The sequence below is a fragment of the Crenobacter oryzisoli genome, from assembly GCF_030385785.1.
Classification (GTDB): Bacteria; Pseudomonadota; Gammaproteobacteria; order Burkholderiales; family Chromobacteriaceae; genus Crenobacter_A; species Crenobacter_A oryzisoli.
In genome coordinates, this window is record NZ_JAUEDK010000019.1 from 1 (window position 1) to 25770 (window position 25770).

27 protein-coding genes and 1 pseudogene are annotated in these 25770 nt (G+C 62.3%); 14 read left to right on the forward strand and 14 right to left on the reverse strand.

Annotated features, from left to right (window positions below):
- Nucleotides 1-2 precede the first annotated feature (2 nt).
- The 4 genes and pseudogenes from QU481_RS11600 to QU481_RS11620 all read right to left on the reverse strand — a co-directional run bounded on the left by QU481_RS11600 (nt 3) and on the right by QU481_RS11620 (nt 4864).
- Entirely contained in the window at nt 3-968 is a 966-nt protein-coding gene (locus tag QU481_RS11600) for an IS1595 family transposase (RefSeq protein WP_289830262.1), read from the reverse strand.
- Between the two features lie 170 nt (nt 969-1138).
- A pseudogene (locus QU481_RS23870) lies at nt 1139-1968 on the reverse strand (LysR family transcriptional regulator).
- A gap of 47 nt (nt 1969-2015) precedes the next feature.
- Nucleotides 2016-3215, reverse strand: a complete 1200-nt coding sequence (locus tag QU481_RS11615) for a M20 aminoacylase family protein (protein ID WP_289830172.1) — start codon at nt 3213-3215, stop codon at nt 2016-2018.
- A 65-nt stretch (nt 3216-3280) separates the two neighbouring features.
- Nucleotides 3281-4864, reverse strand: coding sequence for an ABC transporter substrate-binding protein (locus tag QU481_RS11620; protein ID WP_289830173.1), 1584 nt, complete (start codon nt 4862-4864; stop codon nt 3281-3283).
- A 275-nt stretch (nt 4865-5139) separates the two neighbouring features.
- Between QU481_RS11620 and QU481_RS11625 the strand changes: the two genes are divergently transcribed.
- The 5 genes from QU481_RS11625 to QU481_RS11645 all read left to right on the forward strand — a co-directional run bounded on the left by QU481_RS11625 (nt 5140) and on the right by QU481_RS11645 (nt 10085).
- Nucleotides 5140-6390 (forward strand): D-amino acid dehydrogenase, encoded by a 1251-nt coding sequence (locus QU481_RS11625; RefSeq protein WP_289830174.1) that lies wholly within the window; start codon nt 5140-5142, stop codon nt 6388-6390.
- A gap of 237 nt (nt 6391-6627) precedes the next feature.
- The gene (locus QU481_RS11630) at nt 6628-7719 is read left to right on the forward strand and encodes a serine hydrolase family protein (RefSeq protein WP_289830175.1); all 1092 of its coding nucleotides are present in this window, start codon (nt 6628-6630) and stop codon (nt 7717-7719) included.
- A gap of 94 nt (nt 7720-7813) precedes the next feature.
- Complete coding sequence (locus QU481_RS11635) at nt 7814-8683, forward strand: S66 peptidase family protein (RefSeq protein WP_289830176.1); 870 nt, start codon at nt 7814-7816, stop codon at nt 8681-8683.
- Nucleotides 8652-9272, forward strand: a complete 621-nt coding sequence (locus QU481_RS11640) for a M15 family metallopeptidase (protein ID WP_289830177.1) — start codon at nt 8652-8654, stop codon at nt 9270-9272. Before QU481_RS11635 ends, QU481_RS11640 begins: the two co-directional genes overlap by 32 nt.
- A 180-nt stretch (nt 9273-9452) precedes the next feature.
- On the forward strand, nt 9453-10085 hold the full coding sequence (locus tag QU481_RS11645) for a LysE family translocator (protein ID WP_289830178.1): 633 nt from the start codon (nt 9453-9455) through the stop codon (nt 10083-10085).
- A 218-nt stretch (nt 10086-10303) separates the two neighbouring features.
- On the opposite strand, the gene QU481_RS11650 is transcribed toward QU481_RS11645, so the two are convergent.
- The 5 genes from QU481_RS11650 to QU481_RS11670 all read right to left on the reverse strand — a co-directional run bounded on the left by QU481_RS11650 (nt 10304) and on the right by QU481_RS11670 (nt 16587).
- Nucleotides 10304-11386 carry a calcium:cation antiporter gene (locus QU481_RS11650; RefSeq protein ID WP_289830179.1) on the reverse strand — a complete coding sequence of 361 codons (1083 nt, stop codon included), beginning with the start codon at nt 11384-11386 and terminating at the stop codon, nt 10304-10306.
- Nucleotides 11387-12105: 719 nt separating this feature from the next.
- Nucleotides 12106-13704: a methyl-accepting chemotaxis protein gene (locus tag QU481_RS11655; RefSeq protein WP_289830180.1), complete on the reverse strand. Its 1599-nt coding sequence runs from the start codon at nt 13702-13704 to the stop codon at nt 12106-12108.
- Nucleotides 13705-14002: 298 nt separating this feature from the next.
- Nucleotides 14003-14953 (reverse strand): GMP reductase, encoded by a 951-nt coding sequence (locus QU481_RS11660; RefSeq protein ID WP_289830181.1) that lies wholly within the window; start codon nt 14951-14953, stop codon nt 14003-14005.
- Nucleotides 14954-15152: 199 nt separating this feature from the next.
- Nucleotides 15153-15794, reverse strand: coding sequence for a nucleotide-binding protein (locus QU481_RS11665; RefSeq protein ID WP_289830182.1), 642 nt, complete (start codon nt 15792-15794; stop codon nt 15153-15155).
- A 205-nt stretch (nt 15795-15999) separates the two neighbouring features.
- The gene (locus tag QU481_RS11670; RefSeq protein ID WP_289830183.1) at nt 16000-16587 is read right to left on the reverse strand and encodes an IMPACT family protein; all 588 of its coding nucleotides are present in this window, start codon (nt 16585-16587) and stop codon (nt 16000-16002) included.
- A gap of 173 nt (nt 16588-16760) precedes the next feature.
- Between QU481_RS11670 and QU481_RS11675 the strand changes: the two genes are divergently transcribed.
- The 8 genes from QU481_RS11675 (at nt 16761) to QU481_RS11710 (ending at nt 21221) form a co-directional block, all read left to right on the forward strand.
- Entirely contained in the window at nt 16761-16886 is a 126-nt protein-coding gene (locus QU481_RS11675; RefSeq protein ID WP_289830184.1) for a hypothetical protein, read from the forward strand.
- Between the two features lie 81 nt (nt 16887-16967).
- Complete coding sequence (locus QU481_RS11680; RefSeq protein ID WP_289830185.1) at nt 16968-17405, forward strand: NfeD family protein; 438 nt, start codon at nt 16968-16970, stop codon at nt 17403-17405.
- A 2-nt stretch (nt 17406-17407) separates the two neighbouring features.
- Entirely contained in the window at nt 17408-18373 is a 966-nt protein-coding gene (locus tag QU481_RS11685; RefSeq protein ID WP_289830186.1) for an SPFH domain-containing protein, read from the forward strand.
- A 152-nt stretch (nt 18374-18525) separates the two neighbouring features.
- On the forward strand, nt 18526-19059 hold the full coding sequence (locus QU481_RS11690) for a septation protein A (protein ID WP_289830187.1): 534 nt from the start codon (nt 18526-18528) through the stop codon (nt 19057-19059).
- Nucleotides 19059-19361, forward strand: coding sequence for a YciI family protein (locus QU481_RS11695; protein WP_289830188.1), 303 nt, complete (start codon nt 19059-19061; stop codon nt 19359-19361). Before QU481_RS11690 ends, QU481_RS11695 begins: the two co-directional genes overlap by 1 nt.
- On the forward strand, nt 19358-19624 hold the full coding sequence (locus QU481_RS11700; protein ID WP_289830189.1) for a BolA family protein: 267 nt from the start codon (nt 19358-19360) through the stop codon (nt 19622-19624). Before QU481_RS11695 ends, QU481_RS11700 begins: the two co-directional genes overlap by 4 nt.
- Nucleotides 19625-19647: 23 nt before the next feature.
- Entirely contained in the window at nt 19648-20445 is a 798-nt protein-coding gene (locus QU481_RS11705; protein ID WP_289830190.1) for a peptidylprolyl isomerase, read from the forward strand.
- Between the two features lie 17 nt (nt 20446-20462).
- Nucleotides 20463-21221, forward strand: a complete 759-nt coding sequence (locus QU481_RS11710) for a peptidylprolyl isomerase (RefSeq protein ID WP_289830191.1) — start codon at nt 20463-20465, stop codon at nt 21219-21221.
- 72 nt (nt 21222-21293) lie between these two features.
- On the opposite strand, the gene QU481_RS11715 is transcribed toward QU481_RS11710, so the two are convergent.
- A complete protein-coding gene (locus tag QU481_RS11715; RefSeq protein WP_289830193.1) occupies nt 21294-22091 on the reverse strand; it encodes an enoyl-CoA hydratase in 798 nt (265 codons plus the stop codon).
- A 349-nt stretch (nt 22092-22440) separates the two neighbouring features.
- Here QU481_RS11715 and QU481_RS11720 point away from each other — a divergent pair, with 349 nt between their 5' ends.
- A complete protein-coding gene (locus QU481_RS11720; protein WP_289830195.1) occupies nt 22441-23124 on the forward strand; it encodes a sulfite exporter TauE/SafE family protein in 684 nt (227 codons plus the stop codon).
- Here QU481_RS11720 and QU481_RS11725 read toward each other — a convergent pair.
- Genes QU481_RS11725 through QU481_RS11740 form a run of 4 tightly spaced genes read right to left on the reverse strand, consistent with a single transcriptional unit; the run spans nt 23117 to nt 25761 of the window.
- Nucleotides 23117-24004 carry a metal ABC transporter substrate-binding protein gene (locus QU481_RS11725; protein WP_289830196.1) on the reverse strand — a complete coding sequence of 296 codons (888 nt, stop codon included), beginning with the start codon at nt 24002-24004 and terminating at the stop codon, nt 23117-23119. The two genes, QU481_RS11720 and QU481_RS11725, sit on opposite strands and share 8 nt — an antisense overlap.
- A 10-nt stretch (nt 24005-24014) precedes the next feature.
- Nucleotides 24015-24896, reverse strand: coding sequence for a metal ABC transporter permease (locus QU481_RS11730; RefSeq protein WP_289830264.1), 882 nt, complete (start codon nt 24894-24896; stop codon nt 24015-24017).
- On the reverse strand, nt 24896-25639 hold the full coding sequence (locus tag QU481_RS11735; protein ID WP_289830197.1) for a metal ABC transporter ATP-binding protein: 744 nt from the start codon (nt 25637-25639) through the stop codon (nt 24896-24898). Before QU481_RS11735 ends, QU481_RS11730 begins: the two co-directional genes overlap by 1 nt.
- Entirely contained in the window at nt 25636-25761 is a 126-nt protein-coding gene (locus QU481_RS11740) for a hypothetical protein (RefSeq protein ID WP_289830198.1), read from the reverse strand. Before QU481_RS11740 ends, QU481_RS11735 begins: the two co-directional genes overlap by 4 nt.
- Nucleotides 25762-25770 lie beyond the last annotated feature (9 nt).

Sequence of the window (25770 nt, forward strand, 5' to 3'; positions counted from 1 at the left end):
GGCTATGTCACCGTTAGGTGTGGAAACTTGCCAAGAGCACCATCCAGGAGGGCTGCCGGCGTGCTGATACGGTGGGCGTCAAGGTGTCGGCGCCAGCCCAAGTAGTTGGGTAAGTACTTAGTCGCCACGCCGTGGAAGCGGTTGAGCCACGCGCGTAGGCGACTGTGGTAGGCATTGACGTTCTGAACGTGGTAAGCCCCCCGAACACGGCGACCTGCCTTGAGATTGACCGCCTCATGCGAGATGTTAGCCTCGCGGGCGAAGTACCGGTAGGTGGCATTCCCATCGCTCACCAACAGCACGTCTTTGTCGAGAACAGCCGGCAAGACCGCTTTGAGTTGTGCCTTGGTCACTTGCCCTTTCCCCGTCACAAAGTCGAGGGTTTGCCCACTGCGGTCGCGGGCGACCAGCACACAGACTTGCTGTTTGGACAAGCCACGCAAACTCGCGACGCCCCCGCGCCGACGCGAGGAGCGCTGCAGGTGGTGGGCGCCTTTTTCCGATTCGAGCAGATAGGTTTCGTCGGCCTCGGTAATGCCGAACAGGCGGGCCGGACGGTCGTCTTTCAGCCAGGCCAGGAAACGGTGACGCCAGCGAAATGTCGTGTTCCGATGCAGGCCCAGCATCCCGGCTGAGCGGCGCACCGTCAGCGAATCCAGCATCGCCTGGCTGTAGCCGAGCCACTTCTCCCTCCGGCGGAGCCGGGCTAGTGGGGTGTTCGTCAGCGCGTTGAAAGTTCTCTGGCAGCGCCGGCAGCGATACCGCTGCAAACCATGAGCCGTTCCATGCCGGTAGGCCGCGGTGGTCCCGCAATGTGGGCAAGCCTTATCGGCTAGCCGTGACTCAATGAGGGCTCTGCAGCGTTCGGTGTCATCGTGTTCCCGCAATGCATCAGCAAGCCGCTCTCGCTGACGCCTCGTCAGACGGGACACATGGCTCAGCCACCGTTCAAACTCAGTCGCTTTCATCATCTCCCCCGTCGTGATGACCATCAATCTGGAAGATTAGGTCGCTGAGGAGGCAATTCCACACCTAACGGTGACATAGCCTTTTTATTTGGCTGAACGGTCAAAAACGGGGTCAGGCAGCCCGACAGGGCATTGAAATAGGCCAGGGTTGGTCGAAACAGAGCGGGAAGCTAATCCGTCGAGACGACCCGTTGGGCTACCCCGGCGAATGCATCGATCATCTGCGCGACACTGTCACCCACAGCCATGCCGCGCACCGTCAGCGCGCAGACCCCCAGCCCTATCGCCGGGCTCAGCGGCCTTGCGACGATGCCGGCCCCACTCGACAGGCTCGCGGTAAACGGGTCGACCAGCGCCAAGCCGCCGCCCTGCGCCACCAGCTCCCGAGCGATCTGGAAGGTCTGCACGCAGGTGGTGACGGCCGGCGTCACGCCATGCTGCGCACAGGCGTCGGCAAACAGCCGGCCGATATGGTCGGTCTCGGGAAAGCCGACCGTCGGCGCCCCATCGAACTCGGCGATCGTCATCGGTTCGGAGGCCGCCGGCGCGATCACAACCAGTTCGGCCCGTGCCAGCACCCACTGTCGATACCGGGATGGTCGGGCGGCTGCAAGGTGAAGCCGACATCCGCCTCGCGCATCAGCAACGCCTCGACGATCTCGAGGGTATGCTGGGTCGCCAGGTCACACAAGGCATGCGGCTGGCGCCGCCGCCACTGACCGAGCGCTTGCGGCATCACGCTGACTGCCAACGCCGGCGTCGCCACCACTTTCACCCGCTCTGCCACCCCGCCGCGCAGATTCGTCGCCAGCCGCCGCATGGATTGGACGTTGGCGTTGAGCTTCTCCACCTCGGCGTACAGCTCGGTCGCCTCCGGCGCCGGGTAGAGCTTCCCTTTCACCCTGTCGAACAGCCGAAAACCCAGCTGCTGCTCGGCCTGCTGCAGCGCCTTGGTCACCGCCGGCTGCGACACATGTAGCCACTGTGCGGCCGCGCTGATCGAACCGGCCTACATCACCACGCCGAAGATCTCGATATGGCGAAGCCTCATGCCGGCGGTGCCTCACCACCGAGCTGGGTTTCGGCCAACGCCACCCAGAATGCGGCGCCGACCAGCACATTGTCATCGTTGAAATCGTAATGCGGGTTGTGCAGCAGACAGCCGCCCTCGCCCGGCCCGTTGCCGATGTAGACGTAGCACCCTGGCACCGCCTGCAGCATATAGGCGAAGTCCTCTGCTCCCATGCTCGGCGGCTTGTCGAGGAACAGCTTGTCGTCGCCGACCAGCCGGCGCGCCACCTCGCGGCAGTAGCCGGCCTCGCGCTCGTGGTTGATCGTCGACAGATAGCCGCGCGTGAGCTTCACGATGGCGCGCGCGCCGTGCGCAGCGGCGGTCTGCTCGACCAAGAGCGGCAGGCGCTGCTCCAACAGGTCGCGCACCTCGGGCTTGAAGTAGCGCATCGTGCCCGACAGCGTGGCGCGCTGCGGCACCACATTGTGCACGGTACCGGCCTGCAGCGTTCCCACCGTCACCACCGCCGATTCGAGCGGGTCTAGATTGCGACTGACGATGGTCTGCAGCGCCAGCACCACGTGCGAGGCGACCACAATCGGGTCGACCCCCTTGTGCGGCCGTGCCGCGTGCGTGCCGACGCCGACGATGTCGATGTCGAAGCGCACCGTGCCCGCCATTACCGGGCCGGCGCGCACCGCCAGCGCCCCCTGCTCCATGTCGGGCTGGTTATGCATCGCGTAGACGCCATCGACCGGGAAACGCTCAAACAGCCCGTCGGCGATCATTCGCGCCGCGCCGGCGTCCTTTTCCTCGTCGGGCTGAAAGATAAACTGCACGGTGCCGTCGAAGCGGCGCGTCTGAGCCAGATAGCGCGCCGCCAACAGCAGCATCGCGGTATGGCCGTCATGGCCGCAGGCGTGCATCACTCCGGCGTGCTGCGACGCGTACGGCTTGTCGGTTTCCTCCTGGATAAGGAGCGCATCCATATCGGCACGCAGACCAATGCTACGCTGGCTGGTGCCGGCACGCAGCGTGCCGACGAGTCCCGCGCCGCCGATGCCTCGCGTCACCTCGATGCCCCAAGCGGTCAGCAGCTCGGCGACCCGGTCACTGGTGCGGTATTCCTGTTGCGATAGTTCGGGATACTGGTGCAGCTCGCGACGGAAGGCGATCAGTTCGGGTGCCAGCGGACGCAGTGCCTCGAGCAGCGGATGGAAAGGTGTGTGAGCCATTATGTCACCAGGCAAACGCCGGCGGATCGGCCGAAGCCGCCGCCGGCGGTGTTTGAACGCGATGCTTATTTGATCGATACGTCTTCGAAATCGAACGAGCCGTTCGGGTTCATCACGAAGCCCTGCACGTCGCTACGCATCGGGATGTAGATCTTCGAATGCGCGATGGTGATCCACGGCCGCTCGCGCTTGAAAATCTCCTGCGCCTTCAGGTAGTAGGCGGTGCGCTGGCGCTTGTCGCTGGTTTGCCGCGCCTTCTGCAGCAGCTCATCGAATTCCTTGTTGCAGAAGCGCTGGCCGTCCTTGCTGACGCTGCACGACAGCGTGCCCCACAGGAAGTCGTCCGGGTCGCCCGAGTCGCTGGTCCAGCCGCTCATGTACACATCGTGCTCGCCTTGGGCGGCGCGTTTCAGGTACTCGCCCCATTCATAGCTCTGGATATTCGCCTTCACGCCGATCTTGGCCCAGTCCTGCTGAATCATCTGCGCCATCAGCTTGCCGTTGGGGTTGGTCGGCCGCTGTACCGGCAGTGCCCACAGGTTCAGCGTGAAGCCGTTCGGATAGCCCGCCTTGGCGAGCAACTGCTTGGCCTTCTCCGGGTTGTATTCGTTCTTGTTCCTGCCGTTCCAACTCCACACCGACGGCGGGTATGGGTTGATCGCCTGCGTCGCGCCGCCCTTGGGAAACATCGCGCGGAACAGCGCATCCCGGTCGATCGCCATGTCGAGCGCCACACGCACATCGCGGTTGGCAAGCTGAGGCCGCTTCAGGTTGTAGGCGAGATAGGAAATGTTCATCGCCCCAGTCGACACGATCTTGATGCCCGGCACTCCAGCAAGGCCGTCGAGATCGGACTCGCGCACCGCCGCGGCCACCTGGCACTCGTTGTTTTTGAGCTTCTGCAGCCGCACCTGCGGGTCGGTAACGATCGCGAACACCAAGCTCTGCGTCTTCTGCTTCTTACCCCAGTAGTTCGGGTTGGCCGCGTAGCGCACCGCCGCATCCTTCGCATAGCTCTTGAACAGATAAGGGCCGGTGCCGATCGGCTTCTGGTTGATGTCAGCGGCGCGGCCTTCGACCAACAGCTTGCCCGCGTACTCGGCCGACTGCATGCCCGCCCAGCCCATCGCCAGGAAGTTGATGAAAGTCGAGTTGCGCTCCTTCAGGCGCAGCTTGACGGTGTACGGGTCCACCTTCTGCACCGACTCCACGCTCTGCGCGATGCCGTAGTCGTTCGGGCCGATCATCTGAGTCCTGAACGCCTTGTTGAATGGCGTCTCCGGATTGATCCAACGGGTGACGGTGAACACCACATCGTCGGCGTTGAAGTCGCGGCTAGGCTGGAAGTAATCAGTGCTGTGGAACTTCACTCCGTGGCGCAGATGGAAAGTGTATTCGAGCCCGTCGTCCGACACTTCCCAACTGGTCGCCAGCGCCGGCTGCAAGGCCGTGCCACCGCGCTTGAACTCGACCAGGCCCTGGAAGATCTGGCGGGCGACATTATACGTCGAGGCACTGTCCCACAGCGCCGGATCGAAGCCCTCGGGCGCCGTCTCGGCACAGAACACCAGCGGTTTGGCGGCCATGGCAGCAGGCGCGGCCACGCTCACTGCACAAGCCGCCATCAGGGCGGCAAAGCGATGCTTCATCCAATTTCTCCTTTGTACTTTTTTATTGGCGGGCCTTTTGAGCCGCTTCGCCGATTCAAGAGGCCGGCCCACCCCAAATGAATTAATGTGGGACAGGCATAACCCCAAGTCATGGGAAGGCTGTAGAGCTAGAGTAGCAGCCAAGGGGTTACAGATGTAACACCCGCGTAACAGTCGCCGCCCAGAACCGCAGGTTCTCCCCCTCGTGCATCTTTTCATTGGTCAGCCCTGCAGCGGCTGCGTACGCTGAAAGTACCTCCCAACGGACTGGCTTCATGGAACGAATCTGCATCATCGGCGGCGGCGTGATAGGCCTGACCAGCGCTTATTATCTGGCTCAGCGGGGGCTGAGCGTCACCGTGCTCGAGCAGGCCGACGACGTCGCGCAAGCGGCAAGCCGAGCCAACGGCGGGCAGCTCAGCTACAGCTATGTCTCACCGCTGGCCGATGCCGGCATGCCGATGAAGGCACTGGGCTGGATGTTGAAGAAGGACGCACCGATGCGTTTGAAGCTGCGCGCCGACCCGCGCCAGTGGGCGTGGCTGTGGCAGTTCCTGCGTGTTTGCAATGTCGCGGCCAACCGCAGCGGTACCGCTCGCCTCTGGCAGCTGGCGCAGCATAGCCGTGCATTGATGCAACAATTGCGCGACGAGGGCTTGGAGGGGTATCACTGGCGACGCAACGGCAAACTGGTGATCTTCCGCCAAGCGGCCGGTTTCGAGACGGCACAGCGCCTGCTCGACTACCAACGCAGCCTCGGCGCCGAACAGCGAGCGCTCGACGGCAACGCGTGCCTCGAACTGGAGCCGGCGTTGCAGAACCAGCGGGGCCGGATCGCCGGCGGCATCCATACGCCCAGCGAGGAAGTCGCCGACTGCCGGCTGTTCTGCCTGCGACTGAAAGAGCGGATCGCCCTAGAGGGCCTCGATGTGCGCTTCTGCTTCGGCGAAACCGTGACCGGCTTCGAGTGCAACGGGCAGTGGATCGATGCAGTGTTGACGAAAACGGGTCGCTACGACTGCGACGCTGTGGTGCTGGCCGCCGGGGTCGGCAGCGTCGCGCTGGGACGGCAGTTGGGTCTGCGTCTGCCGCTCTACCCCCTCAAGGGCTATAGCCTCGACATGCCGCTAGGCAGCCAAGCGCCCCGCCTCAGCGTCACCGATTTCGACAACAAGGTGCTGTACGCGCCGATCGGCGAGCGGTTGCGGGTAGCCGCAATGGTCGATCTGGTCGGCTTCGACAACCGAATCGACCGCGGCCGCATCGATACGCTGACCCGGCTGGTCAGGAGCAGCCTGCCGCAAAGCGGCCTGCTTGAGTCGGCTCTCCCGTGGGCCGGCCTGCGCCCGGCCACCCCGAGCGGCGTGCCGATGATCGGCCGCGCCGGCCCCGACAATCTGTGGCTCAACCTCGGCCACGGCGCGCTGGGCTTCACCCTGGCGGCCGGCAGCGGCGAACTGCTCGCCCGGCAGCTTCTCGGCCGGCCCATCCCGCCGGGGCTGGACGGCTTGCAGCCGGCGCAGTGATCCCATCGCCATCCAGGTCGTGCCTAATCTAGACTGACGACATGCCCTCATCCCGCCCGCGAGAAACCCCGCTATCGACGAAGCCGCCACTGACATCGGCGACACTCGCCGACGCGCTGCGCCGTTCTGGACCAGCATTTCGAATCAATCGCCGACCCGCAGGACGGTGGCAGGCCGATACGCCACTTTCCATCGCTCGACCTGGCGCTGATCGCCTTTCCGCGTGGCGCCGCACCAGTGTACGCCAACGTGCTGTTCTCACGCGCCTTTCCCGAAGGCATCATCGCCCGCTTTGATTCAGCCAGCTTTGCGGTCGCCAACGTCCGCTTCCTCGCCGACCAGCAGGATGCCACCGGCAACAGCATCGCCTGGCGAGCCGACAGCGACTGGCTGCGGCTTCGCTGGCGCGCACTCAACACGCCGCGCCGCCCCGAATACGACTTTGTCTCCCCTTACCCGGCCTCGCTACTCAAGCTCTTGCCGGCTCTCGGCGTGCTGGAGCTGGTCGCAGTCGGTCTCTACACCCTGCACAACCCGATTGAGTACGACGGCGAAACCCGCCCGCTGATCGACTGGCTCGACGCGATGATCACGGTCAGCTGCAACCGCGCCACCAGCGTGTTGACCCGGTTGCTGCACCAGGCTGGCCAGATAACCCGCCGCGACGAGGGCGAGACCCGCAATGCGGTGAATGCGCTGTGCGGGCGGCTCGGCTTGCCGCTGCTGCGCTTCGACGACACTGCCGCGGACGGCGGCTGGGGAAATACGGCCGGCTCCGGAGTCGGACACATCCACGTCGGCGCCTGGGACATGGCCCGCCTGCTCTGGCTGCTGGACGACGAGGCGCTGATGCCCGACTGGAGGGTCGACGGCGAGCCGGTACAGCGCCCACTCGGCCTGACCGAACGGGCACTGTTGCGCCATCTACTGCGCAATCAAGGCCTGCACGACATGCTGTCGAGCACGGCGCTAGCCGGGGTACCGGGTTACCCATGCGGCCTGCCTGCTTGGCTTGCGCCGCGCTGGCTAAGCACTGGCGGTGGTGCGCGGCTCGACGGCAAGACCTACCCTTCAGGAGCTGCCGCTGCCGCATCCGATGCGGAGGTCTACTTCGACCACAAGACCGGTCGCACCGAGAATTACGGCAGCGACGCGGGCATCGTGCGCGGCATTCCGGGACGGGCGTCGCGCCACTACATCGTGTCGCTCACCAGCAATCTGGGGGAGCGCTATGCCGACCCCGCTTTGGCCCCTGGCTGTTATCCGGTGCAACTGGCTACACTGGGAGCCACCATCGACAATCTGATGAAACACTGGCTGGAGCCCTGAATGACCCCATCGCCCCTGTTGCGCCCGCTACGCCAAGGCGACACGCTCGCGGTGATCGCACCGGCCGGCCCCGCCTCTGCCGACCAGGTCGTCCGTGTCGCGCCGTGGCTGGCCGAACAAGGCTACCGCGCCGAGCTGCCACTCGCGCCGGCACCATCTGGCCGGCAGCGATGCGGTGCGCCTCGACGACCTGCACACCGCCTTTGCCGATCCGCGCTTCGCCGCGGTGCTGTGTCTACGTGGCGGTTACGGCTCCCCGCGCCTGCTCGACGCGATCGATGTCGATCTGATCGCCGCCCACCCCAAGCCCTTCGTCGGCTATAGCGATCTTACCGCCTTGCACACGCTGTTCAACCAGCAGGCCGGCCTCGTCACGTTTCACGGACCGATGCTGACCACCGACCTGCTGCGCTACGACGAGCCACACACGAAACATTCGCTGTGGGCGCAGTTGCGCGGCGAGATCGGAGCCGGCAGCACCTTGCTTCATCCTGCCGACTACCCACTCATAACGTTGCACGGCGGCGTGGCGCAGGGCCGGCTGGTCGGCGGCAACTTGAGCATGCTGTGCTCAATGCTCGGCACCCCATGGGCGCTGCAGGCAGACGGCGCCATCCTGTTCCTCGAGGACGTCAACGAGGAGCCATACCGCGTCGACAGGCTGCTCAACCACCTGCGCCTCGCCGGCGTGCTCGAGCAGCTCAGCGGCGTGCTGCTCGGCGATTTTGCCCAGACCGATCCAGGCAAGCTCGCCGCGCTCGACATGGTCTGGCAGGACTATCTCTTGCCCTTGTCCATTCCGGTGCTGGGCGGCTGGCGGGCCGGACATTGCACGCCGAACCTGACGCTGCCGTTCGGCGCACTCGTCACCCTCGATGCCGACCGCCAAACACTGCGGCTAGACCAAACCCTATTCACCGCGGAGACCCCGGATGAAACCCGCGCACATCATCATCCCGCTTGAGGCGCTGGCCGGCCACGACGAATACGTGACGATCCGCGACATCCCGCATGTTCGGATCGATCTGCGTTACGCCAGCAACAACAACTTCATCGGCCGCGACCTGTACGGCCACTTCGACGGCGGCTTCCTGCACCGGCGCGCCGCCACCCAGCTCGCCGAAGCGGCTAGACGGCTGCAACGCTACAAGCCCGGCTGGCACCTCCTGGTGCTCGACGCACTGCGCCCCGGCCGGGTGCAGCGCCAACTGTGGGCCGCGGTGGAAGGCACGCCCAAGGAAATCTACGTCGCCAATCCCGACCGGGGCTCGATCCACAGCTTCGGCATGGCGATCGACCTGACGCTTGAGGACGAAAACGGCGTTGAGCAAGACATGGGCACACCGTTTGACGACTTCACGTTGCTGTCTCACCCGGCCCGCGAAAAGGAAATGCTCGCCAACGGCAAGCTCAACGCCCAGCAACACGCCAACCGGCTGCTGCTGCGCCGCTGCATGACCGAGGCCGGTTTTGCCACCATCCCGACCGAATGGTGGCACTTTGACGCGGCCGACAAGGTGATGATCCGCGCCACTTTCCGTCTGGTGGAATAAGGACACGCCCCATCTGCAGTCAAGAGCCGCTAACCCGGACAAAATTCGGTAAGACTGCAATCCAGCACAGCAGACCAGCATGACAGAGCAACCATGCTGAAAGGACCTTATTAGCCGCGCCAAAACCGTATTGAGACGCCCGTGTTATGCTCATGACTTCATCCCGCCCGGAGCCCCGCCATGCCCGACCTACCCCATCTGCTCACCTTCGCGCTCGTCGCCCTCGGCATGGTGCTGACCCCGGGGCCAAACATGATCTACCTGATCTCCCGTTCGCTCTGCCAGGGACGTCAGGCCGGTTTCGTCTCGCTCGGAGGGGTGGCACTCGGCTTCGTGTTCTATCTACTGTGTGCGGCCTTCGGCATCTCGGCACTCTTGTTCGCAGTCCCCTTTGCCTACGACGCACTGCGCCTGGCCGGCGCCGTCTACCTGCTCTACCTTGCCTGGCAGGCGCTAAAGCCGGGTGGTCGCTCACCGTTCGAGGTGCGCGAACTGGCACCGGACAGCCCGAAAAAACTGTTCACCGTCGGCCTCTTCACCAGCCTGCTCAACCCCAAGGTCGCGCTACTCTACCTCGCACTCCTGCCGCAGTTCATTGTCCCGACCAAGGGCAGCGTCCTCGTTCAGTCGCTGCTACTGGGCACGACGCAAATCGCGATTAGCCTTACCATGAACTCGCTGATCATCATCAGCGCTGCCGGCATCGCCGCCTTCCTGGCCGGGCGCCCGCTCTGGCAGCGGATCCAGCGCTGGCTGATGGGGGCCGTGCTGGGCGGCCTTGCGCTGAAGATGCTGACCGAGGCACGCCGCTAAGCCCAGGACTGCCCGCATTTCGCCGCAGCGGAGCCTGCCCTCCTTGCCTGTCCAGACAGGAAAGAACCATTTAACCCTATGCAATCACCGACGTATTCAGATATGCACATTTAAGGCTGCGACTGATCATCACACCATGAAAGCGGATCGCTCCTACGCACGAACTTGACGAAACAGAGGCATGTCGGGGCCACTGAGGATGGGGGATGCCTTCAAGCCTATGGCATGAAGGAGATGAATAAATATGCTGCGAACAGCGAAAGATGTACCGCTCCTTGCAGCAGTGTCGTGCGCCCTGTACCAAGCGTGAGGGTAGCGATCATCAACGTCAGGACCAGTAGCACCGTTTCTTTTCTACCGATACCCAGGAGAAGCGCCTGCCCGGTGGACAGACACACTAAAGCCACCGTAGGAATCGTCAACCCGATACAGGCGAGCGCCGAACCCAGCGCCAGATTCAGGCTATTTTGCAGGCGGTCGGCCCGTGCGGCACGCACGGCAGCCAGACCCTCGGGCAGCAAAACGAGCGCTGCGATCACAATGCCAACTACGGCGTCTGGAGCACCCGCATCTTCGACCAGGGACTCAACCACTGGCGACAACACCTTCGCCAACAGGACCACTGCAACAAGACATATCAGCAAAAAGCCGGCACTCAACCGGGCGGTGCCAATACTGGGGGGCTCGGCGTGCACATCCTCGTCAGGCACGTTTGCGATGAAATAATCGCGGTGCCGAAGGGTCTGCACAAAGACAAAAACGCCGTAAAGAACCAGAGACGACAAGCCAGCAAATATGAGCTGCGATAGCGATAGCATTTCGCCATGGCCAGTGCTTGTGTAATTCGGCATCACCAGGGTCAGAATGGACAGTGAAGCAAGCACGGCCAACGCGGCACTAGCACCACGCACCTGGAAATCCTGCTCATGATGACGTATCCCTCCAACCAGCAGACAAATTCCGACAATCCCATTGCAGACGATCATCACCGCTGCGAACACAGTATCGCGTGCAAGGTCAGCTTTCTCGGGCGTTGCAGTCAACATGACCGACACGATTAGCGCAACCTCGATGATGGTGACGGCCACAGCCAGCACCAAGGTGCCGTATGGTTCACCCACACGGTGGGCAACCACTTCGGCGTGATGCACCGCACTGAATACCGCACCCGCAAGTGCAACAGCAGCGAGCACCAGCAGCGCTTCATGGCTTGGCATGACATAGATCACCCCCAATACAAGCCATGCCGTAGCAGGCACCCAGATCGTCCAGCGTGACAAAACCGTCGATACAACGGCCATTTCCCGAACTCCCTTTCCCTGTTGGTGGGGGTAATGCCCAACTTTGGCGACCCAATCCACGCCGCCACTGGAACAGTAGGGCAAAGGCACAGGCAAGCTGTACCTAAACGGGGGTCAACAGGATAAAGCCAGCCCTGGATGCACCCGTATGCTTAATCACCTTCATAACAATGCAGGGCCCCTTCACAGCTACGTGCAGGCTATCGTCGGCATCGCATTGCTCAGCATAGAACATTGACCCCTTACCACCGCAGCGGCACGGACTAGTACCACCAGCCCGCGACTTGCCCCCACTCACAACCGAACTCGCCGCCGCCATCGCCTTGGTGACGTCAGCTCCAAAGCCATTGAACGGCTTTCACGTGAGAGTCGAGAGTGTCCACGGCTTGGGGAAGCCCAGTTAATTACAGTGCGTCTGAACGGCGACATCCTCCGACCGAGGAATTGCTAGATTCCCCTCTGGTCGCTGCAATTGTCTGCTTCAACAAGCCTGAAGCCGTCAGAAGGAATACTCCAAAAACATAGCTTATCAACATAGCTGCCCTGAAAAATTCATGCCATGTCTGGAGGAGGTATGGTCTCTCGTCAGATGAGGACAAAAAAACACCCCGGCAAGCGGGGTGTTCGGCAGGCAGAATAACGTTACAGGCAAAACCATGTTCACTAGCTGGGTGAGCAACGATTCGGCAGACCTCTTCTTAATTGAGAGCGCACTCGCCTCAGTGCTTGCGAAAATCGCGCGTCAGCTTGGCCAGATCCCCCGCTGCTTCAGCCAACCGGTCAGCACTACCCTCGACTAGACGGGTGGTGGCCAGGTTATCCTCGGCCAGCACGTTGAGCTGCTCGAGCGCCGACGCCACCTCGTGCACCGCTTGCGACTTTTGCGATACTTGCGCGGCCAGTTCCACCGCCTGCGCATTGGCCTGTTCGGCGGCGGCGATCAGCCCATCGAGATTGACCGAAGAAAGCCGGATCTGTTCTGTGACCTGCCCCACCTCACTGACCGTGGCGTCCATGCTTGCCACCGCCGACTGGGTGATCGTACCGATCCGCCCAACGATGCCGCCGATCGAATCGGTGGTGGTAGTGGTGCGCTCGGCCAGCTTGCGGACCTCGTCGGCCACCACGGCGAAGCCGCGGCCCAGTTCGCCGGCCCGCGCCGCCTCGATCGCCGCGTTCAACGCCAGCAGATTGGTCTGATCGGCGATCTCGTGGATCAAGGTAGTCATGCTGCGGATCTCGGTCATCGCCTGATCGAGTTCTTGCATCGCCCGACGCGACTCGTCGACCACGCCCACCGCACGCTCGGCAGCCTGTGTGGCAGCCAACATCGTGGCACTACCGGAGCTGGCCACCTCGCGGGTATGCGCAGCGCCCTGCCGCCCCTGGTCGGCCAACCCCACCACCTCACCGATTGCGTTACTCATCACTTCCATATTGCCGCTGATCTGGCGCAGCCCACTGCCCTGCTCGACAGAGCGCGCCGCCAGCGCGTGCATCTCCTCGCGCAGCGAGTTCGCACCCGCCGAGGTCACGCCGCCGACGCTGGATACGTCGGCGATCACCGCACGCAGGTGAATGCGCAACGATTCGAGGTTGACGACCAAGCGTCCGATCGGACCGCCGTCAGTGATAGCAAAGTTATGGTTGAGCCGCCCTTCGGCCAGCGCCTGGAAGCCCTTACGCAACGTGCCAAGCGACTTGCTCAGATGCGCTACCATCCAGCCGCCACTGCCCAACGCCAACGCAGCACCGGGCAGTGCCAGCATCAGGCGTCCGCCCAGAACAAGGTCCGGCACCACAGCGCCACCCAACATCAAGCCACCACCCAGCCCCAATCCGATCGTGCCCCAGCGCAAGGGGTTTACGCGTCGCTGCAAGGCCTGCAGCGACGACGGAACTGTTGCGGTGCGGCTTCGCACCGCGCGATACAGTGCCTCAGCCGCCTGCACCTCGGAACGACTCGGTGCCGAACGCACCGACATATAACCGACGGTACTCCCGTTCTCGGTGATCGGCGTCACATAGGCTTCAACCCAATAGAACGCGCCGTTCTTGGCGCGGTTCTTCACCAAGCCGCGCCACGGGTTGCCGGTCTTGACCGTGTCCCACAGGTCCTTGAACGCCTCCGGCGGCATGTCCGGGTGGCGGACCACATTGTGGTTCTTGCCGATCAGCTCCGCCTCGCTGAAGCCACTGATCTCGATGAAGGCCCGGTTGGCATAGGTGATCGCGCCTTTCAGGTCGGTCTTGGTGACAATGGGATGGTCAGAGTGAACGAACAGCTCTTCGTCGGTAATGGGCAGGTTAGTCTTCATTTGTAGCTATTCTTTTCGAATGGGCTGATTTGTTTAAGCCATTCTAACAAAATGGTCATGCTAGATGGTTGAAATTTATGAGTGTCCCCCTACAAAAATCTTCTACTGAATCAAAAATGAAAAAAAGGGACATTTCTGTAATGCCGTTCACTTAAGCCGTTCAGTCCGGATTTTAGCTTCGAAGAACGCTTGGAAGTAACAAAAAAGCACCGTTTTTCCACCTTGGTGGGCGGTGCTTTTTCCTTAAGTGAACGGCATTAGGACATTTCTGTCCCTTTTATTACGACCTCACCATTGATCAACGATGCACGAAAATTCGCTCGACATCGGTTAGCGCCACCAGCGAGGTGCCGCCGGCATAGCTGATCGACGATTGCAGGTCTTCTTGCAGCTCATTCAGCAGCTTGTCAATGCTGCCCTTGTATTCGACCAGGATTTTCTTACCTTCAACATTGACGTACGCCCCCTTGTTGAACTGCGAGGCGCTGCCGAAGTATTCCTTATAGTGTTTGCCGTCGATCTCCACGATCTCGCCGGCCGACTCGTCATAGCCGGCAAACAATGAGCCGGCCATGATCATCGCTGCCCCGCAGTTGATCGCCTTTGCCATGTCGCCGTGCTCAACGATACCACCGTCGGCCACCACCGGGATCGTCACCGCCGCCACCACATCGAGGACGGTCGATACCATCGGGCGGTGGAAGCCGGTCTTGTTCTTGGTGATGCAGACTCGGCCACCGGCAATACCGGCCTTCACCGCATCGCAGCCCCAGGCCTGTAGATCGCGAGCCGCACCAGCAGTCGCGATATTGCCGCCGATTAGAAAGCTGCCTGGGAGTTCGGCCTTGATGTACTTGATCATGCGCTCGGCCTTCACGCACCAGGCGTTGGCAACGTCGACGGTAATGTATTCCGGAGTGATGCCGGCGGCTTTCAGCTCGCGCAGCTGCTGGTACGAGTCTTCGTTCACGCCCATGCTGATCGAGGCGAACAGGCCCTTGGACTGCATGTCGCAGCAGAAAGCCACCGCATCGACGTTGAAGCGGTGCATGGTATAGAACCAGCCACGGCGCGCGAAGTATTCGCAGGTCTCCGCGTCCACCACCGATTTCATATTGGCCGGGTAAATCGGCATTTCGAAGCGGCGCGGGCCAAACTGCACCGAGGTGTCACACTCTTTGCGGCTGTCGACGAGGGTTTTCTTCGGGACGAGATAGATGTCGCCGTAGTTGAATTCAGTCTTGATCATGCGTGCGTTCTCCAACGGGTAATGCGGTGTTTGACCGGCCCACAAAACGACAGGCCCCAAACAAAACGGGAGCCCCTAGGGGCTCCCGTTTGCACTTTTCCCTGCGCTGCCGCACCGCGGCTCGCACACAGAATTCCTGATGAATTTAGGCCAGTTATCTTAACGCGTCAATACTTCGCATTAAAATAAATACGCCACGTTAACCAACTCGGCCTTCGCTGATACGGAGCCAATCGATGATCGGCTGCCAGCTTTCCCGCTCGCGCGCCACCTGCGCGGGCCGGTAATCGAACAACGTGGCCCCCTGCGTTGCAGCATGGACATAGAGCTGGGTATCGCGCAACCACGCGAGCACCGGCACCTCGAACTGGCTGAGGAAGGACTCCAGTTCGCGGGCCGAACGAGTACGCGGATCAACCCGCATGCCCACCACGCCGACGTAAGCGCGGCCTTTGCGCACCGCTTTCTCCTCGAACAGCTTGGCCAGAAACGCTTCGCTTGCCGCCATATCGAACGGCGATGGCTGAATCGGCACGATGACCCGGTCGACCCGCTCGACCAAAGCCTCCAGCTTCTTGCCGTGCAAGCCGGCCGAACTGTCGAGCACGATCACCTCGGTCCCCCTCGGCGCCCTGGTCGGCTCCCCAACCTTGACTTCCCAGCCGGATATCGCCGGCAGGGACGCCGCTCGCCGCGTCAGCCAGCCAAGCGACGACTGCTGGCGATCGACATCGCCGAGCATCACCTTGCGACCAGCCGCAGCATAGTAGCCGGCCAGATTGGTCGCCAGCGTCGACTTGCCGCTGCCCCCCTTGGGATTTGCAATCAGGATTGAAAACATCGCCACCCCTTGGCCATCGGTATAACCCCACTATACCAGCCATCCACGGCACCGGTCCGGCTCAGAATCTGTTCACGATCTGCTGCATTCGGGTGATCCTGCGGTGAAATAATGCTCAACATGCTCATGCACTCTCCGTACATTCCGCTTTTCCGCCTCATTTCGCCTTGGCCAACCCTTCGTTCGCGAGATCGTGAACAGGCTCTCAATCGTCAGCGACGACCGTCAGCGCGCCATGCAGGCTGTCGGCGAGCGCCGCGCACTGCGCATCGGCGCTGTCCTCCGGCAACCTGACCCTAAGCCGAACTGCCTCGCCGTAGTCCACTTCCAGTATCGGCACCCCCTGCTGCTCGCACCAGCGCCGTAACGCCGACTCGAGCGCAAACGGTACGCCGAACCACAAGGTCTTGCTGCGCACCACCGCGACCAATTCGGCATCGGCCAGCGCTTCGCTGACTGCCTGCGAGTACGCACGCACTAAGCCGCCCGCACCAAGCTTGATCCCGCCGAAGTAACGCACCACCACCGCCAGCACATTGGTCAGCTTGCGGTGCATCAGTACGTTGTACATCGGCTTGGCGGCTGTGCCGCCCGGCTCGCCGTCATCGTCGAGGCCGGAGTCGGTCTCGCTGAGCAGCACCCAGCAGTGGTGACGAGCGTCTGGGTACTGTCTGCGCAGTTCGGCCAGCCGCTGCATCGCCTCGGCTCGGTTAGCAACCGGCTCGACGTAGGCAATGAAGCGGCTCTTCTTGATCTCGATCTCGCTCTGACAAGGTGTTTTCAGGTGGTACATGAACAATTCGACGACATGGACAGTCCGGTATCTTAGAGCGCCCGGCCGAAATCGGCGAGCCGCGGTAAAAACGAGAGGCTCACGCAACTGTCCTGCAAGCGGCAGGTCCAACAACTACACTGGTTAAAAGAACCCGTTTTCCGGCCGCCTGCTTCCCACAAGGAGGAGTCATCATGGTGATGCTGCTGATTGGTTTCGGGGTTGTCATCGTTGCAGTCGGCTTTGCACTGCGCACTTGGCTCGATGATGAGGGGGAAGAACGGCTGTCTCACACCCTGCCTGACCGGGATCACGTCTGATGCCATCAACATGACGTTCGGACTTGCGATAGCGCGTCCGGAAGTCGACAATGGTCGGAGTCTGGCCTCCCGGTATCGTTGATGGCGCCTACTGCCTGGTTTGTCGGTGCACTGATCGCACTGATTCTCGAGTTTCTGTCCGGTTCGTTTTATCTGCTGGTTGTCGCCATTGCTCTGGCAGGTGGCGGTCTGTCCGCGCTGCTTGGCGGGGAGCCGGCCTATTCCCTGTTGGCCAGCAGCCTGATCGGCCTGGTTGGCTTCGCCATACTCATACGCTACCGGCGCCGCCTGAATCCGCGTCGGGTCGACCCGACCATTGACGACCCTGACCTCTATCAGCAGGTCACCATCCTGCACCTGGATGCCGAAGGTCGCGGGCGAGGCTTTTATCGCGGCGCAGAGTGGGACATCCAGCTCGATGCTGCGGCCACCCTAAGCCCCACGCCCGAGCACGGCTATATCGTCGGCCGTGACGGCAACCGACTGATTCTTTCCCCGCAGCCCCCCCTCCCGAGGTAAGCATGGAATTTGCGATCGCCTTTTTTGTTGCCTTTGTCATTTTCGTCTTCAAAGCCGTCGCCGTAGTCCCGCAGCAAAGCGCCTATATCCTGGAACGGCTCGGCCGTTACCACGGCACGCTGACTCCAGGTCTCAACATCATCATTCCGTTCATCGACCGAATCGCCTACAAGCACAATCTGCGCGAGATTCCTCTCGATGTACCGAGCCAAGTCTGCATCACCCGTGACAATACCCAACTGAAGGTCGACGGCATCCTGTATTTCCAGATCACCGACCCGCAACTCGCCTCGTATGGATCGAACAACTACGTGGTCGCGATCAGCCAGTTGGCGCAGACCACGCTGCGCTCGGTGATCGGCAAGATGGAACTCGACAGGACCTTCGAAGAGCGCGACGAGATCAACCGCGCCGTCGTCGCTGCACTGGACGAGGCGGCGGTCTCCTGGGGGGTGAAGGTGCTGCGCTACGAGATCAAGGACTTGGTGCCGCCGCAAGAAATCCTGCACGCAATGCAGCAGCAGATCACCGCCGAGCGAGAAAAGCGCGCGCGCATCGCCACGTCCGAGGGACGCAAGATCGAACAGATCAACCTCGCCACCGGTCAACGCGAGGCGGCGATTCAGGAGTCCGAGGGCCAGATGCAGGCGGCGATCAACCAATCGAACGGCGCCAAACAGGCCACGATCAACAAAGCACAGGGCGAGGCCGAGGCGCTGCGGCTGGTCGCCGACGCCACTGGCGACGCGATTCGCCGCATTGCCAGCGCGTTGCAGGAACCCGGCGGGCTGGAAGCAGTCAACCTGAAGGTAGCCGAGCAATACGTCGGCGCATTTGGTCAACTGGCCAAGAGCGGTAACACACTGATCTTGCCGGCAAATGTCGCCGATGTCGGCGGACTGGTCGCCTCGGCCTTGCAGATCGTCAAGGGCAGCCAGGGAGCCGGCAAGGAGGTGTCGAAGGAGTAATGCCAGCACCAAGCCAGGGAACTCATTGAAGCCGGGCAGGTCACAAGCCAGTTAAACGGGGGTGACAGCTCTTGGCTGCACCGCCTGCCCGGCCCGTGCCCTTGTGACATCTTGGCTTGTCGAAGCCCGCGCCTGCCCCCATAATCGTTCGCATGAAATTTCTCGCTGACCTCTTTCCCGTCCTGTTGTTCTTCGGCGCCTACTGGTTCACCCGCGACATGTTCATCGCCACCGGCGCTGCTATGGTTGCGACCGTACTGCAGGTCTCCGTTGCCTGGATACGCCACCGAAAGGTGGAGGTGATGCAGTGGGTCAGTCTCGGCCTGATCATGGTGCTCGGTGGCGCCACGCTCTTGCTGCACGACAAGCACTTCATCATGTGGAAACCTACCCTGCTCTACTGGATCATGGGTGGTGGGCTTTTGGCCGGCTCGCTGGCTGGCAAGAACGGCATGCGTGCCGTCATGGGCCAGCAGATCAACCTGCCCGACGGCGTCTGGAAGAAACTCAATCTGGCCTGGTCGGTGTTCTTTCTCGCAATGGGTGGCATCAACCTCTTGGTCGCCTATCGCTTCAGCGAGGAAATCTGGGTCAACTTCAAACTGTTTGGCGGGATCGGCCTGATGGTCGCCTTTGTCATCGCCCAAAGCTTGTACCTGTCCAAATACATCGAGGATTCCAAGTAATGCTCTACGCCATCATCGGCCACGACCGCGCAGGTTCGCTAGATGCGCGCCTCACGGCACGCCCGGCGCACCTTGAGCGCCTGAATGCCTTGCAGCAGGAAGGGCGTCTTGTGCTCGCCGGGCCGTTCCCGGCGATCGACTCGACTGACCCGGGGCCAGCCGGCTTCTCCGGCAGCCTGATCGTTGCCGAATTCGCCTCCCTCGACGCGGCACGCGCCTGGGCCGACGCCGACCCATATGTGGCGGCCGACGTTTACCAGAGCGTCGATATCAAACCTTTCAAACAAGTCCTGCCGGCATGAGTGATACACTCGCGCTCATGCGAGATAGGTTGGCCGCACTCGCGCCCGAGCATCTCGACATCGAAGACGAAAGCGCCCTGCACGCCGGCCATGCCGGGGCCAGAAGTGGTGGCGGGCATTATCAGCTAACCATCGTCAGCGCCCGCTTTACCGGCCTGTCCCGACTTGAGCGGCAGCGACTGATCTACGGCACACTGGGCGACCTGATGTCGACGCGTATCCACGCACTGGGCATCCGAGCGCTCAGCCCTGAAGAAATCTAGCATTACACTCGAGGAAAAAGCATATGCGACTGAATCGACTGGCCGCTGCCATGGTGGCAGCCACCTTGGCCCTGCCCGTTCTGGCTGCTCCGGTAGCCACCGTCAACGGCGTAGCTATCGACAAGAGCGAAGTGGACAACGCCGTGACCATGCTGCAGAAGAACAGCAACGGCCAAGTGAAGGACAGCCCGGCGCTGCGCGAAGAGGTGAAGAACCGCCTGATCAATCGCGAGCTGATCCTCCAGGAGGCCAAGCGTCGCGGCCTCGACAAGAGCCCGGAAGTGCAAAAGCGCCTGGACGAAGTGCGCAACGACCTGGTTCAGGAAGCATTGTTCGCCGACATTCTGAAGAAGAACCCGGTTGACGACGCCAAAGTGAGAGCAGCCTACGACAAGATCGCCGGCAACGTGCGAGGCACCAAGGAGGTCCATGCTTACCAGATCGTGCTGGGCTCCGAGGACGATGCCAAGAAAGCCATTGCCGACCTGAAGAAAGGCAGCAACTTCGAATCGCTGGCCAAATCCCGCTCGAAGGATCCGAGCGCCAAGCAAAGCGGTGGCGACATGGGCTATATGAACCTGTCCGCATTGGAACGCGACGTGCCGCCGCTGGCCGCTGCACTCAAGTCCCTGCCTAAGGGCGGCGTGAGCCCGGCTCCGGTGAAGTCCAACGCCGGTTGGCACGTATTCAAGGTGACCGACGTGCGTGACGCGAAGGTGCCTTCGTACGACCAAGTAAAAGGCCAACTGGCCCGTGACCTGCAAGAGCAGGAAATCGCCAAGACGGTCGACGGCCTGCGCAGTTCGGCCAAAATCCAATAACTCCAACAGGATCAATCATGCGCAAAACCCTTGTTGCGGCCAGCCTTATGGCCGCCGTCGCCGGCAGCAGCTTCGCCGCTGTGCCGACGATTTCCCAGGCCCGCATCGACGCCATCGTGCGCTCGCTGCAAGCGCAGGGCCAACAGGTCACCCCGCAACAGCGCGAGATGGTGCGCAACCAGCTGGTGACCGCCGAACTGCTGAAGCAGGACGCCGAGAAGAAAGGCCTCGACAAGACACCGGAATTCCGTGCCGAACTGGAAAACATGCAGACCATGGCGCTCGCCAACCAGGCGATCCGCGACTTCCAGCGCCGCAACCCGGTGACCGACTCTCAACTGAAGGCCGAGTATGACCGTCTGGTCGCGCAGATGCCGGCCAAGAAGAGTTACCACGCCCGCCACATTCTGGTGAAGACCGAAGCCGAAGCCAAGGCAGTGATCGAAGCGCTGCGCAAGGGTAAGCCGTTCGACCAGCTGGCCCGCGAGAAGTCGCTCGACCCGGGCAGCAAGGCCAACGGTGGTGATTTGGGCTGGGCTGATGCGGCCAACTTCGTCGGCCCATTCGGCGACGCGCTGACCAAGCTGTCGAAGGGTCAGGTGACCTCGACCCCGGTGAAGACCGAGTTCGGCTGGCACGTGATCAAGCTGGACGACGTGCGCACCGAGAGCGCACCGCCGCTCGAGGCGCTGAAGCCGCAGCTGGAACAGAAGATCGGCCAGGAGCGCGTCGATCAGTACATCAGCGACCTGAAGGCCAAGGCCGGGGTGAAGTAAGCGCTGCCAATGACGACAAAAAGGGCGATGCATGCATCGCCCTTTTTTCTTGAGACGTTGGCGCGGAACCGGTCACTCCTCGTCGTCGTCCTCACCGGCACCCTGCCAGGACGGCGCACGCTTCGCCAGGAAGGCTGCCACCCCTTCGCGTTGCTCACTCTGGCCGAACAGGCGCAGGAATGCGGCCTTTTCGAGCGCAAGTTGTTCGTCGATCGAACGCAACTGACTGGCCTCGATCAGCTTGCCGGCCTCGCTGACCGCGTCCGGCCCCTGCGCCGTCACCTTGTTGGCGAGGCTCACCGCAACGATCTTGGCAAAGCCCGGGTCGACCACCTCTTCCACGAGACCGATCGCCAGCGCCTTGTCGGCCCCGATGGTTTCACCGCCGAGCACAATACGTTTGGCCCAGGCCACGCCGACCTTGTCGGTCAGCGCCTTGGTGCCGCCCGCACACGGCACCAGCCCTACTCGCGCCTCCGGCAGCCCCAGCTTGGCACCACGCTCAGCGACCATATAGTCACAGGACAGCGCCCACTCCAGCCCACCGCCCAGCGCATAACCGTTGATCGCCGCCACTGTCACACCATGGAACTGGCGCACCGCGCGAAAAGCATTGGCAAACGCGTCGGCCACTTCGGCGGCGAGCGCCGCGTCGCCGCTGGCAAACTGTTTCAGGTCGGCACCGGCCGAGAAGTAGCCCTCGCCCGCGCCGGTCATCACCACTGATCGGATATTCGGATCGCGGTCGAGCGTGCTCATCTCCGCGAGCAGCTCCTGCAGCGCCTGCAGCGACCACACGTTGGCCGGTGGGTTGTTTAGCGTGATGATGGCCGTATGGCCTAGTTTTTCTACTACCAGATATTTCGCCATTACGGCTCTCCACAATAGTCAGACGCTCAGGGGCTGCCCAATTGCAAGGCAGTCCGGCCGTAAAGCTATGCCACCACCAGAAACGCCATCAGTACCAGTCAAAATCAAGGCGGCAAAAAATGCCACCTTGTTTCATGCCATAAACGCAGAAACCCGCCCTACGGACGACATCCCACTGAAAAATGGATGCTGCAACCGGTCCTGATCGCATCTCTCATAATATAAACCGCTAGAAAAAAATGATTACATCAAGTCTGACAAATGGACAATTTTTCGTTCTCTGCGGGATACCAGGCCCACTCTGTTAAAATCGACCCGCCACTCCCTCACAATCTCTGTTCCGCTCGCCATGCTTGAGACCAGTCTGTTCGCCCTGTTTGTCGTCGGTTTGCTCGGCGGCGGCCACTGCCTCGGCATGTGCGGCGGGCTAGTGACGGCGTTCACCCTCCAGCTCCCTTCCGGGGTGCGTCGGGCGCCATTCCTGCTTGGATATAACGTTGGCCGAATCGGCAGTTATGCGCTGATCGGCGCCCTGCTCGGCGGCCTCTCCGGAGCCGGACTGACGCTGCTTGCCACCCGTCCATTCCAGTGGGTGCTGTACTTCCTCGCCAATCTGATGCTGATCGGCATGGGCTTATACCTGGCGGGGATGTCGAGTGCGGTGACGCGGATCGAAGCGTTCGGCCGCCCGCTGTGGCGTTTACTCCAGCCACGGCTTGCCCGGCTGCTGCCGGTCCGCTCGCCGGCGCAATCGATTGCGGTCGGCGCCTTGTGGGGGTGGCTCCCTTGCGGGCTGGTCTACAGCGCCAGCCTGTCGGCGCTCGCTGCGGCCAACGCGGCAAGTGGTGCGCTGACGATGCTGGCGTTCGGGCTGGGCACCCTACCCAATCTGCTGCTAATGGGGGCGTTCGCCGATCGTTTGCGCGCACAGATACAAAAACGGCCAGTCCGCCTGCTGGCGGGACTGGCCGTTACGGCGATCGGCCTCTATAGGCTGGCCGAACCGCTGTTGAGCGGGGCGTTGTTTATTTGAACGACGCCATGATGGTGCTGACGTTGTAGCGGAACATCGTCAGATAGGTCGCTGCCGGACCGTCGGCTGGCGACAGCGCGTCCGAATACAGCTTGCCGCCGATCTTCACCCCGGCCTCGGATGACAGTTGCTTCAAGAGGCGCGGATCGGTCATGTTCTCGAAGAACACCGCCTTCACTTTCTCCCGCTTCACCTGGTTGATCAGCATCGCGACGCCCTTGGCCGAGGCCTCGGTCTCGGTGCTGACGCCTTGCGGCGCAAGGAATCGCACCTTGTAGCGGTCACCGAGATAGCCGAACGCATCGTGCGAAGTCAGCACCTTGCGTTGGGCCAACGGCACCTTGGCAAACTGCTGCTGGGCCCAGGCATCGAGTTCTTTCAACTGCTTGGTGTAGCTGGCCGCGCGCGTCTGGTAGTAGCTTGCGCCGGCCGGGTCGGCCTTGGCGAGACCGGCAGCGATGTTTTTCACGTAGATCTGCACCCGCGCAGGATCCTGAAATGCATGCGGGTCGATGCCACCGTGCTCGTCGTGCCCCTCCTCCTGCTCATCGGCCTTGCGCGGCGTCACCCCCTTGGTGCCCTCGACCATCACGCCCTTGAAGTTGGCCGAATGGCTCAAGCGGTTGATCCAGCCTTCGAATCCCAGGCCATTCACGACGAACACCTTAGCCCCGGCCACCTTCTTCACATCCGATGGCGTCGGCTGGAACACGTGCGCGTCCTGGTTCGGCCCCACCAGCGAGCTGACTTCGACCCGATCACCACCGACCTGGCGGGTCAGGTCGGCGACGACACTGAAGCTCGCCACCACCGGCATCGGCGCGGCCCAGAGCGAACTGGACAGACCGAGCAGCGCGCCAGCCCACAGCAGTTTCTTCATTGCAACCCCTTCAACCTTCTAAATGACGCGTCCGGACATAACGCGGCAGCGCACCACCGACCTTGCCGAACAATAAGGAAAACAAGTACACCAGCCCCGCCAGCAGGATGATCGCAGGGCCGGACGGCAGCTCGAAGTGATAGGAGAGCAACAGCCCGCCGACGCCGCTGCCAAATGCCACGCCGATCGAGGTGGCCAGCATGCCGCCAACCGAGCTGGCCCACAGCCGCGCGGTGATCGCCGGCAGCATCATCAGGCCGACCGCCATCAACGTGCCAAGAGCCTGGAAACCGGCGACCAAGTTGAGCACTACCAGCATCAGGAACAGCATGTGCCAGAAACCGCCACGGCTGCCGACCGCACGCAGGAACACCGGGTCGAGGCTTTCGAGTAGCAGCGGCCGGTAGATCACCGACAGCAACAGCAGCGTCACCGTGGCCACCGACGCCACCAGGATCAGCGCCGGTTGGTCCACCGCCAGCACCGAACCGAACAGGATGTGCATCAGGTCGACGTTGCTACCCGATTTCGAGACCAACAGCACCCCGAGCGCCAGCGACAGCAGATAGAACGCCGCGAAACTGGCATCTTCCTTCAGGCTGGTGAAACGGGTGGCAAGGCCGGCCAGCAACGCCACCAGCACGCCCGCAACGAAGCCACCCAAGCTCATCGCCGGTAAGCTCAGACCGGCAAGCAGGAAGCCGACCGCTGCACCAGGCAGCACTGCGTGGCTCATTGCATCGCCCATCAGGCTCATGCGGCGCATCACCAGAAACAGGCCGATCGGACCGCTGCCGAGCGCCAGCGCAAGACACCCCGCCAGCGCACGGCGCATGAATGCGAAGTCGGCAAACGGCGAGACAAAGAGGTCGTACAGGGCATGGGCAACCATCATGCGGCCTCCCCATCGACACGGCACACCGGCGCATGTTCCTGCCAGTGCGCGGCCCGGTTGACCGCGCGCAGCAGGTTGTCGTCGGTAAGCACTTTCTCGGTCTGTCCCCAAGCCACGATTTCGCGCGCCATCAGCAGCGTCTGCGAGAAGTACGCGCGCACCTGCTCGTAGTCGTGCAGGACCGCAATCACAGTACGCTTCTCATCGCGCCAGCGACGCACCAGCTCCAACAGGTCGTACGTCGTCTTGGCGTCTACCGCGTTGAATGGCTCATCGAGCAGAATCAGCCGGGCGTCCTGCACCACGATGCGCGCGAACAGCACGCGCTGGAATTGGCCGCTCGACAGTGCCGAGATCGGCCTATGCTGGAACTCGGCCAACCCCACCTGCTCGAGCGCCGCGCACACCCTCGCATGCCCCTCCCGACCGACCCGGCCAAATGGGCCGGTATGGTGCCACAGGCCGGTCGACACAAGGTCGATCACGCTCACCGGCAGGCTTCGGTCAATTTCCGACTGCTGCGGCAGATAGGCGATGTCGTTACGCTTGAAACCGTTCAGGTGTACCTTGCCGTGGTCGGGCTTGAGCGCGCCGATCATCGCCTTCAGCAAGGTGCTCTTGCCAGCGCCGTTCGGGCCGAAGATCGCAGTGCACTCGCCCTCGACGAACTGGCCACTGGCGTGGTGTACCGCGGGGTGTCGCTGATACGAAACGGTAATGTTTTCGAGAGCGATACTCATGCGCTGCCCTCCAGCGCCCAGCCGACCACGGCCCAGAGGCCGGTCAGCACCAGCGCAGCCCACAGCAGGCGCTGCCAGACGGCCATCGCCAGCAGGCTGGGAGTCAAATCAGATAAATTCATTGCGAATAA

Bases quoted from the DNA above. Each gene is read 5' to 3' on its own strand.
- QU481_RS11715 (WP_289830193.1), bottom strand. From the start codon at position 22,091: ATGGCGAAATATCTGGTAGTAGAAAAACTAGGCCATACGGCCATCATC.
- QU481_RS11670 (WP_289830183.1), bottom strand. From the start codon at position 16,587: ATGTACCACCTGAAAACACCTTGTCAGAGCGAGATCGAGATCAAGAAG.
- QU481_RS11690 (WP_289830187.1), top strand. From the start codon at position 18,526: ATGAAATTTCTCGCTGACCTCTTTCCCGTCCTGTTGTTCTTCGGCGCC.
- QU481_RS11665 (WP_289830182.1), bottom strand. From the start codon at position 15,794: ATGTTTTCAATCCTGATTGCAAATCCCAAGGGGGGCAGCGGCAAGTCG.
- QU481_RS11655 (WP_289830180.1), bottom strand. From the start codon at position 13,704: ATGAAGACTAACCTGCCCATTACCGACGAAGAGCTGTTCGTTCACTCT.
- QU481_RS11640 (WP_289830177.1), top strand. From the start codon at position 8,652: ATGAAACCCGCGCACATCATCATCCCGCTTGAGGCGCTGGCCGGCCAC.
- QU481_RS11650 (WP_289830179.1), bottom strand. From the start codon at position 11,386: ATGGCCGTTGTATCGACGGTTTTGTCACGCTGGACGATCTGGGTGCCT.
- QU481_RS11600 (WP_289830262.1), bottom strand. From the start codon at position 968: ATGAAAGCGACTGAGTTTGAACGGTGGCTGAGCCATGTGTCCCGTCTG.
- QU481_RS11680 (WP_289830185.1), top strand. From the start codon at position 16,968: ATGGCGCCTACTGCCTGGTTTGTCGGTGCACTGATCGCACTGATTCTC.
- QU481_RS11675 (WP_289830184.1), top strand. From the start codon at position 16,761: ATGGTGATGCTGCTGATTGGTTTCGGGGTTGTCATCGTTGCAGTCGGC.
- QU481_RS11660 (WP_289830181.1), bottom strand. From the start codon at position 14,953: ATGATCAAGACTGAATTCAACTACGGCGACATCTATCTCGTCCCGAAG.
- QU481_RS11720 (WP_289830195.1), top strand. From the start codon at position 22,441: ATGCTTGAGACCAGTCTGTTCGCCCTGTTTGTCGTCGGTTTGCTCGGC.
- QU481_RS11695 (WP_289830188.1), top strand. From the start codon at position 19,059: ATGCTCTACGCCATCATCGGCCACGACCGCGCAGGTTCGCTAGATGCG.
- QU481_RS11625 (WP_289830174.1), top strand. From the start codon at position 5,140: ATGGAACGAATCTGCATCATCGGCGGCGGCGTGATAGGCCTGACCAGC.
- QU481_RS11645 (WP_289830178.1), top strand. From the start codon at position 9,453: ATGCCCGACCTACCCCATCTGCTCACCTTCGCGCTCGTCGCCCTCGGC.
- QU481_RS11685 (WP_289830186.1), top strand. From the start codon at position 17,408: ATGGAATTTGCGATCGCCTTTTTTGTTGCCTTTGTCATTTTCGTCTTC.
- QU481_RS11700 (WP_289830189.1), top strand. From the start codon at position 19,358: ATGAGTGATACACTCGCGCTCATGCGAGATAGGTTGGCCGCACTCGCG.
- QU481_RS11740 (WP_289830198.1), bottom strand. From the start codon at position 25,761: ATGAATTTATCTGATTTGACTCCCAGCCTGCTGGCGATGGCCGTCTGG.
- QU481_RS11725 (WP_289830196.1), bottom strand. From the start codon at position 24,004: ATGAAGAAACTGCTGTGGGCTGGCGCGCTGCTCGGTCTGTCCAGTTCG.
- QU481_RS11620 (WP_289830173.1), bottom strand. From the start codon at position 4,864: ATGAAGCATCGCTTTGCCGCCCTGATGGCGGCTTGTGCAGTGAGCGTG.
- QU481_RS11705 (WP_289830190.1), top strand. From the start codon at position 19,648: ATGCGACTGAATCGACTGGCCGCTGCCATGGTGGCAGCCACCTTGGCC.
- QU481_RS11730 (WP_289830264.1), bottom strand. From the start codon at position 24,896: ATGGTTGCCCATGCCCTGTACGACCTCTTTGTCTCGCCGTTTGCCGAC.
- QU481_RS11735 (WP_289830197.1), bottom strand. From the start codon at position 25,639: ATGAGTATCGCTCTCGAAAACATTACCGTTTCGTATCAGCGACACCCC.
- QU481_RS11615 (WP_289830172.1), bottom strand. From the start codon at position 3,215: ATGGCTCACACACCTTTCCATCCGCTGCTCGAGGCACTGCGTCCGCTG.
- QU481_RS11710 (WP_289830191.1), top strand. From the start codon at position 20,463: ATGCGCAAAACCCTTGTTGCGGCCAGCCTTATGGCCGCCGTCGCCGGC.